This is a genomic window from Rothia sp. HMSC075F09, from assembly GCF_001810515.1.
Taxonomy (GTDB): domain Bacteria; phylum Actinomycetota; class Actinomycetes; order Actinomycetales; family Micrococcaceae; genus Rothia.
The window spans coordinates 1-16082 of the sequence record NZ_KV801774.1 but is presented as its reverse complement, the minus strand read 5'-3'; the positions used below and the strand labels follow the sequence as shown (position 1 = coordinate 16082).

The 16082-nt window shown below is 60.6% G+C and carries 17 protein-coding genes; 12 read left to right on the top strand and 5 right to left on the bottom strand.

The window, feature by feature from the left end; all coding sequences use genetic code 11:
• Nucleotides 1–357: 357 nt before the first annotated feature.
• From HMPREF2749_RS01060 to HMPREF2749_RS01025, 8 genes are all read left to right on the top strand, one after another.
• Nucleotides 358–1818, top strand: a complete 1461-nt coding sequence (locus tag HMPREF2749_RS01060) for an O-acetylhomoserine aminocarboxypropyltransferase/cysteine synthase family protein (protein ID WP_070593085.1) — start codon at nt 358–360, stop codon at nt 1816–1818.
• Complete coding sequence (locus tag HMPREF2749_RS01055; RefSeq protein ID WP_005509183.1) at nt 1818–2324, top strand: CoA-binding protein; 507 nt, start codon at nt 1818–1820, stop codon at nt 2322–2324. Before HMPREF2749_RS01060 ends, HMPREF2749_RS01055 begins: the two co-directional genes overlap by 1 nt.
• A 493-nt stretch (nt 2325–2817) precedes the next feature.
• A complete protein-coding gene (locus HMPREF2749_RS01050) occupies nt 2818–3969 on the top strand; it encodes a trans-sulfuration enzyme family protein (protein ID WP_012904272.1) in 1152 nt (383 codons plus the stop codon).
• 309 nt (nt 3970–4278) lie between these two features.
• Entirely contained in the window at nt 4279–5439 is a 1161-nt protein-coding gene (locus HMPREF2749_RS01045) for a trans-sulfuration enzyme family protein (RefSeq protein WP_070593083.1), read from the top strand.
• 98 nt (nt 5440–5537) lie between these two features.
• Nucleotides 5538–6383: a transporter substrate-binding domain-containing protein gene (locus HMPREF2749_RS01040; protein WP_070593081.1), complete on the top strand. Its 846-nt coding sequence runs from the start codon at nt 5538–5540 to the stop codon at nt 6381–6383.
• A gap of 258 nt (nt 6384–6641) precedes the next feature.
• Nucleotides 6642–7460: a transporter substrate-binding domain-containing protein gene (locus tag HMPREF2749_RS01035; RefSeq protein ID WP_049346550.1), complete on the top strand. Its 819-nt coding sequence runs from the start codon at nt 6642–6644 to the stop codon at nt 7458–7460.
• Nucleotides 7461–7488: 28 nt separating this feature from the next.
• Complete coding sequence (locus HMPREF2749_RS01030) at nt 7489–8163, top strand: amino acid ABC transporter permease (RefSeq protein ID WP_070541738.1); 675 nt, start codon at nt 7489–7491, stop codon at nt 8161–8163.
• Entirely contained in the window at nt 8156–8905 is a 750-nt protein-coding gene (locus HMPREF2749_RS01025) for an amino acid ABC transporter ATP-binding protein (RefSeq protein WP_005507268.1), read from the top strand. Before HMPREF2749_RS01030 ends, HMPREF2749_RS01025 begins: the two co-directional genes overlap by 8 nt.
• A 100-nt stretch (nt 8906–9005) precedes the next feature.
• Here the strand turns inward: HMPREF2749_RS01025 and HMPREF2749_RS01020 are convergent, their stop codons facing one another.
• The gene (locus HMPREF2749_RS01020) at nt 9006–9797 is read right to left on the bottom strand and encodes a trimeric intracellular cation channel family protein (RefSeq protein ID WP_070593079.1); all 792 of its coding nucleotides are present in this window, start codon (nt 9795–9797) and stop codon (nt 9006–9008) included.
• Nucleotides 9798–10068: 271 nt separating this feature from the next.
• Between HMPREF2749_RS01020 and HMPREF2749_RS09270 the strand changes: the two genes are divergently transcribed.
• Nucleotides 10069–10242 (top strand): hypothetical protein, encoded by a 174-nt coding sequence (locus HMPREF2749_RS09270; RefSeq protein WP_168162422.1) that lies wholly within the window; start codon nt 10069–10071, stop codon nt 10240–10242.
• A gap of 42 nt (nt 10243–10284) precedes the next feature.
• Complete coding sequence (locus HMPREF2749_RS01015) at nt 10285–10935, top strand: L-alanine-DL-glutamate epimerase (protein WP_070593076.1); 651 nt, start codon at nt 10285–10287, stop codon at nt 10933–10935.
• A 129-nt stretch (nt 10936–11064) separates the two neighbouring features.
• On the opposite strand, the gene HMPREF2749_RS01010 is transcribed toward HMPREF2749_RS01015, so the two are convergent.
• The 3 genes from HMPREF2749_RS01010 to HMPREF2749_RS01000 form a co-directional block, all read right to left on the bottom strand.
• Nucleotides 11065–11505, bottom strand: coding sequence for a GNAT family N-acetyltransferase (locus tag HMPREF2749_RS01010; RefSeq protein ID WP_049346711.1), 441 nt, complete (start codon nt 11503–11505; stop codon nt 11065–11067).
• A 157-nt stretch (nt 11506–11662) separates the two neighbouring features.
• The gene (locus HMPREF2749_RS01005) at nt 11663–12193 is read right to left on the bottom strand and encodes an alkylhydroperoxidase, AhpD family (RefSeq protein WP_049346559.1); all 531 of its coding nucleotides are present in this window, start codon (nt 12191–12193) and stop codon (nt 11663–11665) included.
• Nucleotides 12194–12196: 3 nt separating this feature from the next.
• Nucleotides 12197–12778, bottom strand: coding sequence for a peroxiredoxin (locus HMPREF2749_RS01000; RefSeq protein WP_049346562.1), 582 nt, complete (start codon nt 12776–12778; stop codon nt 12197–12199).
• A gap of 265 nt (nt 12779–13043) precedes the next feature.
• Between HMPREF2749_RS01000 and HMPREF2749_RS00995 the strand changes: the two genes are divergently transcribed.
• Nucleotides 13044–13694: a GNAT family N-acetyltransferase gene (locus HMPREF2749_RS00995; protein WP_070593074.1), complete on the top strand. Its 651-nt coding sequence runs from the start codon at nt 13044–13046 to the stop codon at nt 13692–13694.
• Nucleotides 13695–13730: 36 nt separating this feature from the next.
• Here the strand turns inward: HMPREF2749_RS00995 and HMPREF2749_RS00990 are convergent, their stop codons facing one another.
• The gene (locus HMPREF2749_RS00990) at nt 13731–14048 is read right to left on the bottom strand and encodes an acylphosphatase (protein ID WP_049334014.1); all 318 of its coding nucleotides are present in this window, start codon (nt 14046–14048) and stop codon (nt 13731–13733) included.
• 287 nt (nt 14049–14335) lie between these two features.
• Here HMPREF2749_RS00990 and HMPREF2749_RS00985 point away from each other — a divergent pair, with 287 nt between their 5' ends.
• Entirely contained in the window at nt 14336–15907 is a 1572-nt protein-coding gene (locus HMPREF2749_RS00985; protein ID WP_070593072.1) for a DHA2 family efflux MFS transporter permease subunit, read from the top strand.
• Nucleotides 15908–16082 lie beyond the last annotated feature (175 nt).

Genomic DNA, 16082 nt, shown 5'->3' with positions numbered 1-16082 from the left:
CCCGGTGGTTACTTCTTGGTGAACGTCATAACAGCATCATAACAATTTCTGCGATGATGTTGTTATGATCCTGTGATGATGTTGATATGATGCGGTATCTTCATCACTCATAGAATCTTGAAAATCCCGGAATTGCAGGCTAAAACCGGGTATTTTTATCAGTCTCATTAATCGCGCATCATATCAGCCGTCATAACAACTTCTGTTATGACGGCTGATATGATGCCCCGTCATAATCCGCAATAAACGACATATAGGTACCCGCACTTGGTGCGCCCCGCCGCCGGTGGCACAGTATAAAGTCGAGCCACTATCGACTCCCCGCACACAGGCGGGCAGATACACAGGAGCAAACCAATGGCTGAACATACTTTCGGCTTCCGCACCCGCGCACTACACGCGGGCGGCACCCCCGACGCTGAACACGGTGCCCGCGCGGTCCCCATCTACCAGACCACCTCCTTCGTCTTCAAAGACGCTGACGACGCCGCGAACCTCTTCTCCCTGCAGAAGTACGGCAACATCTACTCGCGCCTATCCAACCCCACTGTTGCCGCGCTGGAGGAGCGCATCGCCTCCCTCGAAGGCGGTATCGGTGCGGTAGCGACCGCCTCCGGCATGGCTGCCGAGTTCATCACCTTCGCGGCTCTGTGCCAGCAGGGTGACCACATTGTTGCTTCTTCGCAGCTGTACGGCGGCACCGTCACCCAGCTGGACGTGTCCCTGCGCCGCTTCGGCATTGAAACCACCTTCGTGCCCGGCACCGACCCCGCCGACTACAAGGCGGCACTGACCGAGAACACCAAGGCAATCTACACCGAGATCGTGGCGAACCCCTCCGGTGAGGTTGCCGACCTGGAAGGCCTCGCAGAGGTCGCCCACGAGGCGGGCATCCCCCTGGTCGTGGACGCAACCCTGTCCACCCCCTACCTGATCCGCCCCATCGAGCACGGCGCGGACATCGTCATTCACTCGGTCACCAAGTTCCTGGGCGGTCACGGCACCACCCTCGGCGGTATCGTCGTCGAGTCCGGTCGTTTCAACTGGGGTAACGGCAACTTCCCGTCCATGACCGAGCCGGTTCCCTCCTACAATGGCGTGTCCTGGTGGGGTAACTTCGGTGAGTTCGGTTTCCTGACTAAGCTGCGTTCTGAGCAGCTGCGTGACTTCGGTCCGTCGCTGAGCCCGCAGTCCGCGTTCAACCTGCTGCAGGGTGTTGAGACCCTGCCGCAGCGTATGGATGCGCACCTGGCGAACGCTAAGCAGGTTGTCTCCTGGCTGGTTGAGGATCAGCGTATCGCCTACGTGAACTACGCCGGCCTGGAAGACCACCCGCACCACGAGCGTGCGAAGAAGCTTCTGCCGCTGGGTGTCGGTTCCGTGTTCTCCTTCGGTGTGAAGGGCACCGAGAAGGCGTCCGGCCGTCTGGTCGGTGGCGAGTTCATTGGCGCCCTGCAGCTGGCAAGCCACCTGGCAAACATTGGTGACTCCCGCACTCTCGTGCTGCACCCGGGTTCGACCACGCACCAGCAGCTGTCGCGTGAGCAGCTTGAGGCTGCCGGCGTGGGTGAGGACCTGATTCGCATTTCGGTGGGCCTGGAAGACATTGAAGACATCATTTGGGACCTGGACCAGGCGCTGACCTACGCAACCGGTCTGAACCACGCCGGTGAGCGTGTGGGTGAGTCCAGCGCAGACAAGATTGTGGAGGCTGAGGAGGCGGTTGCCGCCGCTAAGGCCGCCGAGGACGCCGCCGCCGCTGAGGCTGCTGCTGGCGCATCCTGCTCCCTGCCTACTACCACTCAGGAGGAGAAGTAATGACTGAGAAGCGTACCTGGGTGGGTCCTTCCGCCCCTGAGCGTCTGAACATTCTGCGTAATACCCGCACGATCGCGATTGTGGGTATGAGCGATAAGATTTCGCGTGCCTCGTACTTTGTGGCAACGTACCTGCAGTCGGCGTCGCCGTACAAGCTGTATTTTGTGAACCCGATTCTGGCGGCGAAGGGCAAGCTTGTACTGGGTCAGCCGGTGTACCCGTCGCTGCAGGACCTGCCGGAGGTCCCGGATCTGGTGGAGATTTTCCGCCGTAATGAGGACCTGCCGGGCGTGGTTCAGGAGGCTGTGGATCTGGGCGCGAAGACCGTGTGGATGCAGCTGGGCTCCTGGAGCGAGGAGGCTGCCGCGATTGGTGAGGCTGCCGGCCTGAACGTGGTGATGGATAAGTGCGTGAAGATTGAGCATGCGCGTTTCCACGGTGGCCTGCACCTGGCTGGTTTCAACACGGGCGTGATTTCTTCGAAGCGTCAGGTGCTGTCGAAGTAAGCAGCCTGTGCTGTATAAGCCGCTGTAGCTTGTAATTACAAAAATTAGGCGCTTGTGAGCGTTTGAAAGAGGGGGGCGTGCCCGGGGTGTTTCCCGGGTGCGCCCCTCCTTCTATGCCCGGTGTAATACCCGTGTAATACCCGGCAGGGCATCCGGCGCGTTTGGGCGAGATTGAGGGCGCAGCATCGCCCCTAGTGGAGGGCAGTTCAGCTTTAAGGTAAACCTACCCTTATGTTCTGGGGTGCTGAGCCGGTATCCTAGTGTGGAGCCCGGCGGCCGGTACTCAGCACACACGTGTACCGACCGCCGGGTCTTTTCACGCCCGAAATATGACGAAATATATGTCTAAAATGTCGAAATATAACGCCGTTTTTCAGTCATAAAAAGTCACTCGGTCACAGAAAAGAAAAAACTAGTCAGCTCTCAAAAAGAGCCCTAAGCTAACAATATATTTATCCCCGCATTTTATGCATAACCCTTAGCCGAGGACAGCATGACCGGATTCACCACGAAGGCAATTCACACCACGGACCGCGACAACCCGTACGGCTCCATCCTGCCTCCGATCTACACGACCACCACCTACGCCCAGCCCTGTGACGGCACCGAAGGCCCCTACGACTACCAGCGCGGCGGCAACCCCACCCGCGGAGCCCTCGAAACCACGCTCGCAACCCTCGAAGGCGCCAAGCACGCCTTCGCCTACCCCTCCGGAATGGGCGCCACCGCTGCCGCCCTCGGCATCCTCAAGGAAGGCGAAACCCTGCTGCTGGGCATGCCCTCCTACGGCGGCACCTACCGCTTCGCAACCATCGAACTGCCCGCCCGCGGCGTCAAGACCCGCTTCATCGGCGACTTCACGGCCCTCACCGACGAGGACTTCGCCGACAACGTGACCATGGTGTTCCTGGAGAGCCCCTCCAACCCGCTCCTGCGCGTGAGTGATATTGCCGCCATCGCAGAAATCGCCCACCGCAACGGTGCAATCGTGGTTGTCGACAACACCTTCATGACCCCGCTACTGCAGAAGCCCCTCGACCTGGGCGCGGACATCAGCGTGCAGTCCGCCACCAAGTACCTGGGCGGCCACGCCGACCTGCTCGGAGGCGTCGCCGCAACCAACGACGACGCGCTCGCTGAGCGCCTCTGGCACCTGCAGATGATTACCGGCGCAATGCTTTCGCCCACCGACTCCTACCGCCTGCTGCAGGAGGTCAAGACCCTCAAGCTGCGCCTGACCCAGCAGCAGAAGAACACCATCGAGGTCATCAACTACCTGGAGGCGCACCCCGCCGTGAAGCGCGTGCTCTACGCGGGTTCGCACAGCGAGTACGAGGCGCAGGTGCACGCCCGCCAGGCGAACGGCCTGGGCGCGCTCATCTCCATGGAGCTGGTGGACGGCGCAGACCTGCCCGCCTTCCTCGAAGCCCTGAAGATTTTCACCCACGCGGTGAGCCTGGGCGGTATCGAGTCGCTGGTGGTTCGCCCCGCGCTCATGGTGCAGGCTGCCTACACGCAGGCGCACCGCGACGAGTACGGCGTGAGCGACAACCTCATCCGCCTGGCGATCGGTATTGAGGAGATTGAGGACATCATCGAGGACCTGGAGCGCGGCCTGACCGCAGCCCTGGCGCATCAGGCATAGTCCCTGAACATGAGGCACCGCACGACCGTATCGCGTGATTCGAGGTGCCCCAAATACGCGGTGTAATGTCACCCATAATAATTACTCAAAATACCCGGATTAACGTATTTCTTTCAATGTAAAAGAATGTTTTTGATTCGGGTATTTTGTGTACCCTCACCGCATTTTTATATGACGTTGCGTGAACATATTAACCCCCGTGAAGTTTAGCTAGAACGGCATAAAAAATGCGGGTAGGGTAAATCTCAGATACACGACGAATACCAGCTACGCCCGCGTTCGGGGTAGCCCGAACGGAGGAGAACCACCATGAGCCACCAGAACCAGCTCGAACCGACCGGTTTCACGACCCGCACCATCCACGCCGTGCACGATGCCCGCTACGATGCGTCCGTGCCGCCGGTCTACCTGGCTAGCACCTTCGGTACCGCAGGTGAGGACACCACCTACATGTACCAGCGCGGCGCGAACCCCACCCGCGATAACCTGCAGGCGACCCTCGCCGCGCTCGAGGGGGCCGAGCACGCTTACGCGTACCCCTCCGGCATGGCGGCCACCGCGGCGGCCCTCGGCGTTCTGGAGGCGGGCGACACCCTGCTGCTGGGCATGCCGACCTACGGCGGCACCTACCGCTTCGCGACCACCGAGCTGACTAAACGTGCTGTGAAGACCCGCTTTATCAGCGACTTCACGGCCCTGAGCGATGAGGACTTCACCCCGGACGTGAAGGTCGTCTTCCTTGAGACCCCCACGAACCCTACCTTGCAGGTCACCGACATTGCCGCGGTTGCGGAGCTGGCGCACCGCCACGGCGCCCTACTGATCGTGGACAACACCTTCATGACGCCCTACCTGCAGCGTCCCCTGGAACTCGGCGCTGACATCACCGTGCAATCTGCCACCAAGTTCCTGGCCGGCCACGCCGACCTGCTCGCCGGTGTCGCGGCCACGAACGACCCCGACCTGGCTATTCTGCTGCACCGCGGTCAGCTCGTTAGCGGCGCGCTGCTGCCCCCGATTGACTCCTACCGCCTGCTGCAGGACGTGAAGACCCTGGCCCTGCGCCTGGAACGCCAGCAGCAGAACGCCCGCGAGCTCATCGAGTTCCTCTCCGAGCGTCCCGAGGTCGAGAAGATTTTCTACGCCGGCAACTCCTCCGAGGAACAGGCGGAGGTGCAGTCCCGCCAGTCCCACGGCATCGGCTCCGTCTTTTCGCTGCTGCTCAAGGACGGCGGCGACGCGCAGGCCTTCGCCCGTGCCCTGCCCATCTTCGTGAACGCCGTGAGCCTGGGTGGTATCGAATCACTCGTGAGCCTGCCCGCGTACACCACGCACGGCGCATACGCCCAGGAGCACCGCGACGAGTTCGGCGTGGATGACCGCCTCGTGCGCCTGGCAATCGGCATTGAGGATGTTCAGGACCTCATCGCGGCCCTGGAGATTGGTCTGAAGGCCGCCTTCGCCGGCTAGGTTCGTGCCGCCGGTTCATACCGCTGGCGAACGTCGCCGATCCATACCGCAGATTTCAACTTTCACACCACACATCAACGTAGATTAAGGAACCAAGAATGACCGTTCTCAACACCTCCGCCGTGCTGAACCGACGCTCCCTGCTACTGGGCGCGGCCCTCGCCGGAACCACCGGCCTGCTCGCCGCCTGCTCCGGCGGTAACGGCTCCAGCTCGGGCTCCGCACAGAGCTCCTCCAACCTGCTGGAGTCCATCAAGTCCGCGGGCAAAATCCGCATCGGCGTGGAGGGTACCTACCGCCCCTACACCTACCACGACGCCTCCGGTAAGCTCGCCGGCTTTGAGTACGACATCGCCGAGACCCTCGCCAAGGACCTGGGCGTGACTGCCGAGTACATCGAAACCCCCTGGGACTCGCTTATCGCCGGCGTGGACGCGGGCCGCTACGACATCGTACTCAATAACGTGGCACCCACCGAGGAACGTAAGAAGAAGTACGATTTCTCCGTGCCCTACGCGCACTCCCGTGCCCGCGTGGGCGTGAAGAAGGACTCGAGCCTGAAGAACGCTTCCGAGATTTCCGGCCACAGCGCCGCCCAGAGCGCGACCAGCAATTACCGCAAGCTCGTGGAGGAACGCGGCGCCACCATCATCGAAGTCACCGGCTTCGACGAGGCCATCGAGCAGGTGCTCACCGGCCGCGCCGAGCTGACCGCCAACGACTCCGTGTCCTTCGCCGAGTACTTCAAGGAGCACCCGGACGCCAACCTGCGCCTGCTGGAGGGTGAGGTCGGCCCCGGCACCAACGTCGCCGTTCTGCTGCCCAAGAACCAGACCGCGCTGAAGGATGCGATTGACGCCTCCATCAAGAAGCACCTGGGCAACGGCGACTTCAAAGCAATTTTCGAGAAGCATGTGAGCGAGGACTTGAGCCCCGCCTCCTAAGCTTTCGTGAAAGGCTCGGAAGGGGTTCGCCTTCTAGGACTTCCGGCACTGCGTCGTGGTTGATGTCTCAGCCGCTTTTCCCGTATTGATGAGAGAATATGACGGAATGTTACGTTGAATTCTTTCCCATCGGGAATAGCTGTACGATAGCCAGCGTTGTACCCGCAGAGTAAGGGGCACACCGCATGATGCCCCGGGTTATCGCAAGGTGACAACCCGCACCTACAAGAGCATCGACTACGACGCAAAGGAAGAAACATGTCCGCAATGATTAACCGCCGCACAGTCCTCGCAGGCACCGCCTTCACCGGCCTGGCTGCACTGCTCGCAGCGTGCGGTTCGTCCAGCAGCAGCACCGCATCCAGCACCAACAAGCTGGAGGCTATCAAGTCTGCCGGCAAGATCCGTGTGGGCTTGGAGGGCACCTACCGCCCCTTCTCCTTCCACGACTCGAACGGCGCCCTGGTCGGTTTCGAGAAGGAAATCATCGACCTGGTCGCTAAGGACCTGGGCGTGACTGCAGAGTTCACCGAAACCCCCTGGGATTCGCTGATCGCCGGCGTGGACGCTGACCGCTACGACATCGTCATCAACAACGTTTCTGCAACCGACGAGCGTAAGCAGAAGTACGACTTCTCCGTACCCTACCTGTACTCCGAGCCGAAGGTCGCCGTGAAGAAGGATTCTTCCCTGCAGAACGTGAGCGAGATTTCCGGTCACTCCTCGGCGCAGTCTGAGACCTCGAACTTCCGCAAGATGGTGGAGGCGAAGGGCGCCTCGATCGTGGTTGTTTCCGGTTTCGACGAGGCTATCGAGCAGGTCCTCTCGGGCCGTGCAGAGATGACCGCGAACGACTCCGTGTCCTTCGCCGAGTACTTGAAGGAGCACCCGGACGCTAACCTGCGCCTGCTCTCCGGTGACCTGGGCACCGGCAGCAACTCCTCCATCCTGCTGCCTAAGGGCCAGGATGCTCTGCGTAACGCTATCGACGAGTCGCTGAAGAAGCACCTGGGCAACGGTGACATCAAGGCGATTTACGAGAAGTACGTGGGCGAAGACCTCTCCCCGAAGAACTAACACTCTCATAAGGAGCTGAGTTCCGCGCATGGAACGCTACCTCAACCTCTGGGCAGAATCACTGCCGCAGCTGCTGGGCTCGACCCTGGCAGTGACCATTCCGCTATCGCTCATCTCCTTCGCGCTGGCGCTGCTGGTGGGCATCATCTCCGCCGGCGCGCGCACGAGCCGCTTCGCCCCGGTGAACTGGCTGGCCTGGCTGTATATCTGGGTTTTCCGCGGCACCCCGCTGCTGGTGCAGCTGTTCATCGTCTTTTACGGCCTGCCGAAGGTCGGTATTGCCCTGGACGTGTGGAGTGCCGCGATCATCACGATGAGCCTGCACACCGGCGCGTACGTGGCGGAGACGTTCCGTTCCGCGGTGGCGGCTATTCCGCGCGGCCAGTTTGAGGCGGCGGCAACCCTGAACTTCACCCGCATGCAGACCCTGCGCCACGTGGTCATTCCGCAGGCGGTGCGTATTGCTCTGCCGAACCTGGGCAACAACTTTATCGACCTGATTAAGGGCACTTCGCTGGTGTCGGTTATTTCGATGGTTGACCTGTTCCAGACCGGTAAGCAGATCGCGTCGCGTACTTTCGAGCCGCTGGCAATGTACTCCGAGGTCGCCATCATTTACCTGGTGATTTTCACTCTGCTGACCGCCGCGCAGTCGGCCCTGGAGAAGTACAGTAACCGTTACGTAAGGAGCAACAATGCTTAGCGTTGATTCCCTGTCGAAGAGCTTTGGCGACACGCAGGTGCTCAAGAACATCAGCCTGGACATCCCCGACGGTGAGACCACGGTGATTCTGGGCCCGTCTGGTAGCGGCAAGTCGACTCTGTTGCGTTGCCTGAACCTGCTGGAAACCCCGCAGTCCGGCACGCTCACCATTGACGACGCGCAGGTGGACTACAGTCAGAAGCTCACCGACGCGCAGGTGCGTGATATTCGTTCCCGTTCGGCGATGGTGTTCCAGCAGTTTAACCTGTTCCCGAACTACACGGCGTTGAAGAACGTGGCGCTCGCCCCGACCCTCAACGGCACCCTGAATGCTCAGCAGGCGCAGGAGCGTGCCCGTGAGCTGCTGGCTAAGGTGGGTCTTGCCGACAAGGTTGATTCCTACCCGGACGCTCTCTCTGGTGGCCAGCAGCAGCGTGTGGCGATTGCCCGCGCCTTGGCGTTGGAACCCTCCTACCTGCTCTTTGATGAGCCGACGAGTGCGCTGGATCCCGAGCTGGAGGCGGAGGTGATCCGCGTGCTGATGCAGCTGGCGAAGGAGGGGCGCTCCCTGGTCATCGTGACGCACAATATGGCGTTTGCGAAGAAGGTTGCGGATCGTATCGTGTTCCTGGAGAACGGTACCCTGCGCTATAACGGTGAGCCGACCGGTTTCTTTGCTTCGGATGATGAGCGTATCCGTAAGTTCTTGACGGTGTACGACAGCACCGAGTACACGATTTAGCCGTACTGCACATAGTAAATATGGGCTGGTTTCTGCCGGTCAGATAATCATCTGACGAGCGGAAACCATCCCATATTCTATATTCAGCATATATTGGTTTTTACTCTGAAAGACCCTTAGAGCGGCGGTACTCCTCCAGTTGCTCAGCATTAATCACCTCAAGCTGTTCAGTGAGCGGAGCACCAGGGGCCCAGCCCTCATTAGCAACGGCACGGTCCTCCTGCTTACCAAAAGTGAAGAGACGCGGGCGAGGCACACGCAGCTCAGCCGGGGTAGTCGGCAGCTGCCAATTCTTCATATGGGAGAGCACACCAAACACCAGGCACAGGAGAATAGACAGACCCATCGCCAGGTTCGGGCGGTGGAAGAAACCAGACACAATCGCCGTCTCGGTCGCACCCACAAACGCGACCGTCGCGTACAGCGAGTTACCGCCAAAAATCGCCGGAATGCGGTTGACCATAATGTCACGGATAACGCCGCCACCAACCGCGGTGGTCACACCCAGTGCAATAGCGGGCAGCCAGTGCAGGCCCAAGTTCAGGGACTTAATGGTGCCGGTTGCCGCCCACGCACCCATACCGATGAAGTCAATGATGAGCATGGTTCGGGTCGCCCAGCGGGCACTCAAGTCGATGCTGTACGCCAGAATCGAGGAGCCGATAGCGCCCACCCAGTAGCCGCCGTCGGTGAGCGCCACGGGCAGACCCGAATTCAGCAGGATGTCACGGATCATACCGCCGCCCATGCCGCAGGCGACCGCGAGCAGCAGGAAGCCCACGATGTCGAATCGGAAGGCGCGCGCCACGGCACCGCCGAGCAGGCCGTTGGCGACAACGGCGGCAATGTCGACGATGCGGAATACCTGGTCGGGGTCAAAGAACTCGTGCATGGGCTCTCCTGCGTGCGTAATGTGTGCTGTGGGGTGCCGACAAGGGGAGGAGCGCGCAACGGGGGGGGTCGGGTGACGACGTTATCACCGCATCCGGCTCTGTCAGCCTGTGCTCGCACCTGATATGGCACCGATTCATTGTAGACCCGCCGCCGCTCCTGCTCCTATTTGAAAGGTGCTCATGACGAGCTCTGAGACGGAACCAAGAAGCTTGTGGACGCGCTAAAAGATGGGCGTAGAATGAGTGAATCTCCACCCCCAATGTTCTGTCATGATTGTTTTTGCGCTGGGTTCTTTCCAGTACGGTAACGGCATCATTTCTTCGCTACTGTTGGCGTTGAGCCCCCTGAATGCGGTGGAGTCCATGGCGGTCATGATGTTTGCCGGCACGGCGCTGTCGGCGCTCATGGTGTGGTTGCCTTCGCGTAGCCGGAACGCTCGCTAAGCTGGGACTAGACGAAATCTGCGTAAGGTGAAAGGAGCCGCTGTGGCGGTATCTCGCGACGAAGTTTTCGGGGTCCTGCAGGGAATCGTACCCCGTCTGGAGGAGGCGCTTCCCGGCTGGTCGGTGCGCCCCAACATTACGGGTACCGGCGCGGTGGGGCTCTATCTGGACGGCCCCGCAATCTACCGGGACGGCGAGCCCCTGACCGGCGTGAACGCCGAAGGTGAGCCGGTCGTTCGGCACCTGTGCGGCACGATTCAGACCGCTGACCGCGGCCTGCCGCAGGAGCTCGGGCAGGTGCGCTACCAGTACATCCTGGGCGTGAGCGTGGCGGAGCACGAGAGCGAGTATCCCGAACTGGCCGACCTGGCGAGCGTGGGGGAGCCGAGCTGGGTTCCTGCGCTGAGGGCCCTGGAGGCGCTGGTGGAGTTCGAGGGCCGCGAGACGCTGTTCATCAGCCGCGGCGGGTACGTGCCCGGTCGCCGCGCCCTGGGTAAGCGCCGTGTGGCGCTGCGGCGCGAGTTCTTCCCCGGTAAGCCCTGGCTGGGTTTGGGCACGATTGACTGGTGTGCGGGCGTGCGCTCGACCCCGGTGTACGCCGAGGATCTGGTGGCTCTGGTGGCCGCGGCGACGCGCCTGGCGAGTAGCTGGGATGCAGCCCTGCGCATTGGCGCTGCGGACAGCCAAAAGTAGTTAAAACAAAGCGGCGCATCCGACCCGTGATGGGGTGGATGCGCCGCTTCTGTGTGTGCTCTAACGCTGAGTGGGTTTAGTCCAGTGCCTCAGCCAGTTTGAACGAGTCGAGCCGTATGAGATATTGCCTCATCGATAGCATGCAAGGGTGATGCATCCTGCTACCTCTACGGGGGCGTAACCGTAGCATTTGTAGAGCGCAACGGCGTGTTCACTAGCGACGTCGGTAGTAATGAGTCGCTGTCGAATGTCTTCTCGGTCAAAGTCATCAATGACACGCTTTAGAAGCGCAGAGCCAACGCCCTGACGCTGGGCGTGTGGATGCACTAGGAGGTCCTGAATGTAGGCGATAGATTGTCCGTCCCCGACGGCGCGGACTAGCCCGACGAGTCGTCCCGTTCCGTCCGTGGTTGCCTCTCGTGCGGTGTATAGATACCGCGACCCTTCCAACATCGGGATGAGACGTTCGGGCGTTTTGGTATAGGCGCTCCAGCCCACAGAATCGTAAAGCTCAGTAAGTTCTTCTACGCTGGGAAGAGGGCTGGTGGAGTCCAAAATACAGTACCGCATACAGGCATTGTATAGCGCCAAATCGAGGGAGCTAGGAAAGCCGTCCAACGCGTTTTTAGCTACTGCAGGGCATAATCTGTGCATAAAGGAAGCGGCGCATCCGACCCGTAAAGGGGTGGATGCGCCGCTTCTGTGTGTGCTCTAACGCTGAGTGGGTTTAGCCCAGTGCCTCAGCCAGCTGAATGCCCTGTGCCACGCCACCGAGGGTTGCAGCAATACGAATCAGGTCGTTGACCTGCTCCTTGGTTGCGCCCTCTTCGCGCAGGGTGTGCTCGTGAGCCTCAACGCAGTGGGAGCAGCCGTTGACTGCGGACACTGCCAGTGCGAACATCTCGAAGTCCAGCTTCTCAATGCCACCGTTCTTACCGATGATCTGCATGCGCAGGTTTGCGCGCTGGTCATCGTAGGCGCCGTTCAGGAAGCCACGGGTGCGGTAGAAGATGTTGTTCATGCCCATGATGGTTGCAGCGCCCAGAGCAGCCTCGTAAGCGGTGTCGCTCAGGTGCTCCTTAGCCTCTGCAGCAATCTCAACAACAACAGAGTCAACCTTGGTTGCTGCTGCGGTTGCGAGGATCGCGCCCCAAAGCTGCTGCTCGGTGAGAGAGCTAATGCGGGGCAGGGAGGACAGGTTGAGGTTCATGTCCTTCGCGTAGGAAGGCAGAGCCGAACGCAGGTTATCGATGCTCATGGATTACTTCATCTCCTTGAATGCGTCGATGGTTGCTGCACCCTTCTTCCAGTTGCATGCGCACAGCTCGTCGGACTGCAGCGCGTCCAGCTGGCGGAGTACCTCGTCGGTGTTACGGCCGACGGAGTCAGCGGTAATGGAGACCGACTGGATGGTGTTGTGGGGGTCGATGATGAAGGTTGCGCGGTCTGCAACGCCGTCCTTGTTCAGGATGCCCAGCGCTGCGGTCAGTTCGCGCTTGAGGTCGGATGCCATGACGATGGGCAGGTCCAGGAGCTCTTCGTGGGAGCGGCGCCATGCGTAGTGGGTGTACTCGTTGTCAACGGAAACACCGATCACCTGGGTGTCGCGTGCCTCGAACTCGTCAGCGAGCTTGCCGAATGCAGCAATCTCGGTGGGGCAAACGAAGGTGAAGTCCTTCGGCCAGAAGAAGACGACGCGCCAGGTGTCTTCGTCCAGACCCTCGGAGGAGACGGTGGTGAAGTAGTCTTCGGGCTTGGTTGCTTCGATGTCAGCCAGCTTACCGGGGACAACGCCGGTGAGCTCGTATGCGGGGAACTGGTCGCCGATGGTCAGAACTGCCATAGTGTTCTTCTTTCTGCTTTGTGCCGCGCGGATTCGTTGCGCGGCGCTTGTTCTAAGTGGTGCCCATTGGGCGGGCTCGATAACTATTTTATTATGAATAATTCATAATAATCAAGTGATGTTGGATTAAAACCCGAAGGTTTAACTATGATATGCATCACTGAACATTCCGAGGTGTTCAAAAAGCTCTTCCCCGCACAAATCTCCACGTGCAAATTTCCATGCGCAAATCCCACCTACAAACCCCAGGGGTTAAGCTCGAATCATGACCCCCGAACACAGCGACTTCTCAGAACGCAGTGACTTCTCAGAACACAGCGAATATGTAGAGCCCAACCAGCCCGAACTCATTACCGAACGCCTCACCCTGCGCCACCTGCGCGAGGCGGATATCCCCGACATCGTAGAATCCTGCCGTGACGAAGAAACCCTCCGCTACACCCGTATTCCGCTGAACTACACGCGCGCGGACGCCGAGGACTACCTGCTCACCACCGCCCGCCAGATTGCCGCCGGGCAGATTCAGCGCTGGGCGATTGACGCCTCCGGTGTGTTCGCGGGGAGTATCGAGCTGCGCCTACCTGACGGCACCCCCGAAAGCCCCGGAACCCGCGCCGAACTGGGCTATTACACCGCCCCGAAAGTGCGCGGCAAGGGCTACATGACCGAGGCGCTGCGTGCCGTCCTCGGCTACGCTTTCGACCCGCTTGGCTTGGGTCTTGAGAGTGTGCGCTGGACCGCCCTGGCGGGTAACGAGCCCTCGGAACGGGTGGCGGTTAAGGCGGGTTTCACCGGCATCTACGACGATATTGACCCGAGCTCCGGCCGCCCCGACGAGAACGGCCACCCGGTGCAGCATCGGGTGCGCCGCGCCGATATGACCCGCGCCCAGTTCGCGGCGCTCTGGTCTGACTAGCTCTGGGCTAGCTAAACCGCGCTACTTTAGTCCGCGCTACCTGATGCCGAAGCCGCGGAACGAGCCGGACGGCTCCTCCCACTCGACGAGCACCTCATCCACGCGGCCCGCGGTGTCGCCGCCGCGCAGAATATCTACCAGGCGAGCGCAGGAGACGGCGGTACCTTCCGCAACGACTTTCACGCGCCCGTCGTCGAGGTTTTCGGCGTAGCCGGTCAGCCCCATGGGCTTGGCGGTTCCGGCGCACCACCAGCGGAAGCCCACGCCCTGCACTTTGCCGCTTACGAAAGCGACGAGGCGGATTTCGGCGGGTTCTGCCGGGGTGCGGTCGGTGAAGAAATCAAAGAAACCCATGGGTCCTCCCGTGGTCGTCTCGTTGAGGGTGGTCTGATGGGGGGCGCGCCAGCATTGGCGGCGCCCTGTCAGTTTCTATAGCTTCAGTCTAGTGGGTTCAGAGTGCTTCGGGGTGGCATCAGGGCGCCTGTTGCCTGGTTGCCTCGCGCACGCGTCGTGAACAGCTGAATTAGGGTAGAGCAACCGAAGCCGCGGCCTGAAAAGGAGTAACATTAGGGGCATTCACTTAGCGGCAATACTGAACACACAGACATCTACCCGCATACAACCCATCCCCTGGAGGATCATTGAGTTCACGCCCTAAAAAAGCGCCTCTCGTCGGTAACCCGGCGAAGGCACCGTACAAGCCCTGGCCTGCTCTCTGGTCCCTGGTTGTTGGCTTCTTCATGATTCTGGTGGACGGCAATATTGTCACCATCGCCCTGCCGCACATGCTGCAGGATTTGGATGCGTCGCTGTCGGCGGGCATGTGGGTGACGAGCGCCTACCTGCTGGCGTATGCGGTGCCGCTGCTCATTACCGGCCGTATGGGTGACCGCTTCGGTCAGAAGAACCTGTACATGATCGGTATGGCTATTTTTACGCTTGCCTCCCTGTGGTGTGGTCTGTCGCCGAATGTTGAGTCGCTGATTACCGCCCGCGTGGTGCAGGGCCTGGGCGCGTCGCTGATGACCCCGCAGACCATGTCTCTGATTACGCTGATGTTCCCGCCGAATGCGCGCGGTGTCGCCATGAGCATTTGGGGTGCGACTGCGGGTGTCGCCTCGCTGGTCGGCCCGATTCTGGGCGGCGTGCTGGTGGATACCCTCGGCTGGGGCTGGATCTTCTTCATCAACATTCCGGTTGGCCTGGTCGGCCTGTTCTTGGCGTGGCGTAACGTGCCGGTGTTCGAGCAGAAGAAGCACAGCTTCGACTGGTTGGGCGTGGTGCTTTCGGCGGTCGGTCTGTTCCTGCTAGTTTTCGGTATCCAGGAAGGTGCCACCTACGACTGGGGCACCATCACTGACTCGTTCATGGGCACCGGTGTTCCGGTGAGCGTGTGGGGCCTGATTATTGCCGGCATTCTGGTGCTGGGCCTGTTCATCGGTTGGCAGGCCATTAACCCGCGTGAGCCGCTGGTTCCGTTGAGCCTGTTCAGTGACCGTAACTTCTCTGTGTCGAATGTGGCTATTTCCGCTATGGGTGTGGTCGCTATCAGCATGGCGTTCCCGCTGACCCTGTACCTGCAGCAGGTGGAGGGCCTGGACCCGACCCAGGCTGCGCTGATGACCGCCCCGATGGCGTTGTTCTCGGGCGCGTTGGCGCCGGTGGTGGGTGCGCGTCTGAACCGTAACGACCCGAAGTGGATTGCCGTGATTGGCTTTACGTTGCTGGTTATTGGTTTTGCTCTGCTCCGCCCGACGATGGTTGCGGACGGCAACCTGTGGCTGATGGTTGGTCCGATGATTATTCTGGGTGCGGCGAACGCCTGCATTTGGGGTCCGCTGTCGGTGTCTGCGACCCGTAACCTGCCGCCGCAGCGTGCCGGTGCGGGTTCGGGCGTGTACAACGAGACCCGCCAGATGGCGTCGGTGCTGGGTTCGGCTGCGATTACGACGATTATGGCTTCTGCGATTACCTCGCACCTGTCCGCGTTGGGTCCGGCTGCCGCAGCGGGCGGTAGCTCTCACGGCAGCGCTGCTGGAGGCGTGCTTCCGCAGGTCCTGCGTGAACCCTACGCGGCGGCAATGGCTGATTCCATGATGCTGCCCCTGGTTGCCGCGGCGGTGGGCGCGGTCGTGTGCCTGTTCTATGCCTCCAAGAAGACCTCCGAGGCAAAAGCCGCCGCACAGAACGCTGGGGCAGAAAACGCCAAATAGAGACTTGCTAGAACAGTTTTACGTCATATTCGGTGCATAAACCTGAGATATGGTGCTATACCGGAGAAAATCTATATGCACTCTGTGTATGATGAAGCGGGTTATTGTTGCCCTGAGGTGTTGAAACCTCGTGAGAGCGCAATAACCCGCTGTAGAAGGACATCTTCGTGGAGAT

What these genes read in the sequence shown, in the direction of transcription:
- HMPREF2749_RS01000 (WP_049346562.1), bottom strand. Translation starts at nt 12,778, where the DNA reads ATGGCAGTTCTGACCATCGGCGACCAGTTCCCCGCATACGAGCTCACC.
- HMPREF2749_RS01025 (WP_005507268.1), top strand. Translation starts at nt 8,156, where the DNA reads ATGCTTAGCGTTGATTCCCTGTCGAAGAGCTTTGGCGACACGCAGGTG.
- HMPREF2749_RS01045 (WP_070593083.1), top strand. Translation starts at nt 4,279, where the DNA reads ATGAGCCACCAGAACCAGCTCGAACCGACCGGTTTCACGACCCGCACC.
- HMPREF2749_RS09270 (WP_168162422.1), top strand. Translation starts at nt 10,069, where the DNA reads ATGATTGTTTTTGCGCTGGGTTCTTTCCAGTACGGTAACGGCATCATT.
- HMPREF2749_RS01020 (WP_070593079.1), bottom strand. Translation starts at nt 9,797, where the DNA reads ATGCACGAGTTCTTTGACCCCGACCAGGTATTCCGCATCGTCGACATT.
- HMPREF2749_RS01035 (WP_049346550.1), top strand. Translation starts at nt 6,642, where the DNA reads ATGTCCGCAATGATTAACCGCCGCACAGTCCTCGCAGGCACCGCCTTC.
- HMPREF2749_RS00995 (WP_070593074.1), top strand. Translation starts at nt 13,044, where the DNA reads ATGACCCCCGAACACAGCGACTTCTCAGAACGCAGTGACTTCTCAGAA.
- HMPREF2749_RS01005 (WP_049346559.1), bottom strand. Translation starts at nt 12,193, where the DNA reads ATGAGCATCGATAACCTGCGTTCGGCTCTGCCTTCCTACGCGAAGGAC.
- HMPREF2749_RS01050 (WP_012904272.1), top strand. Translation starts at nt 2,818, where the DNA reads ATGACCGGATTCACCACGAAGGCAATTCACACCACGGACCGCGACAAC.
- HMPREF2749_RS00990 (WP_049334014.1), bottom strand. Translation starts at nt 14,048, where the DNA reads ATGGGTTTCTTTGATTTCTTCACCGACCGCACCCCGGCAGAACCCGCC.
- HMPREF2749_RS01055 (WP_005509183.1), top strand. Translation starts at nt 1,818, where the DNA reads ATGACTGAGAAGCGTACCTGGGTGGGTCCTTCCGCCCCTGAGCGTCTG.
- HMPREF2749_RS01040 (WP_070593081.1), top strand. Translation starts at nt 5,538, where the DNA reads ATGACCGTTCTCAACACCTCCGCCGTGCTGAACCGACGCTCCCTGCTA.
- HMPREF2749_RS01010 (WP_049346711.1), bottom strand. Translation starts at nt 11,505, where the DNA reads ATGCGGTACTGTATTTTGGACTCCACCAGCCCTCTTCCCAGCGTAGAA.
- HMPREF2749_RS01030 (WP_070541738.1), top strand. Translation starts at nt 7,489, where the DNA reads ATGGAACGCTACCTCAACCTCTGGGCAGAATCACTGCCGCAGCTGCTG.
- HMPREF2749_RS01060 (WP_070593085.1), top strand. Translation starts at nt 358, where the DNA reads ATGGCTGAACATACTTTCGGCTTCCGCACCCGCGCACTACACGCGGGC.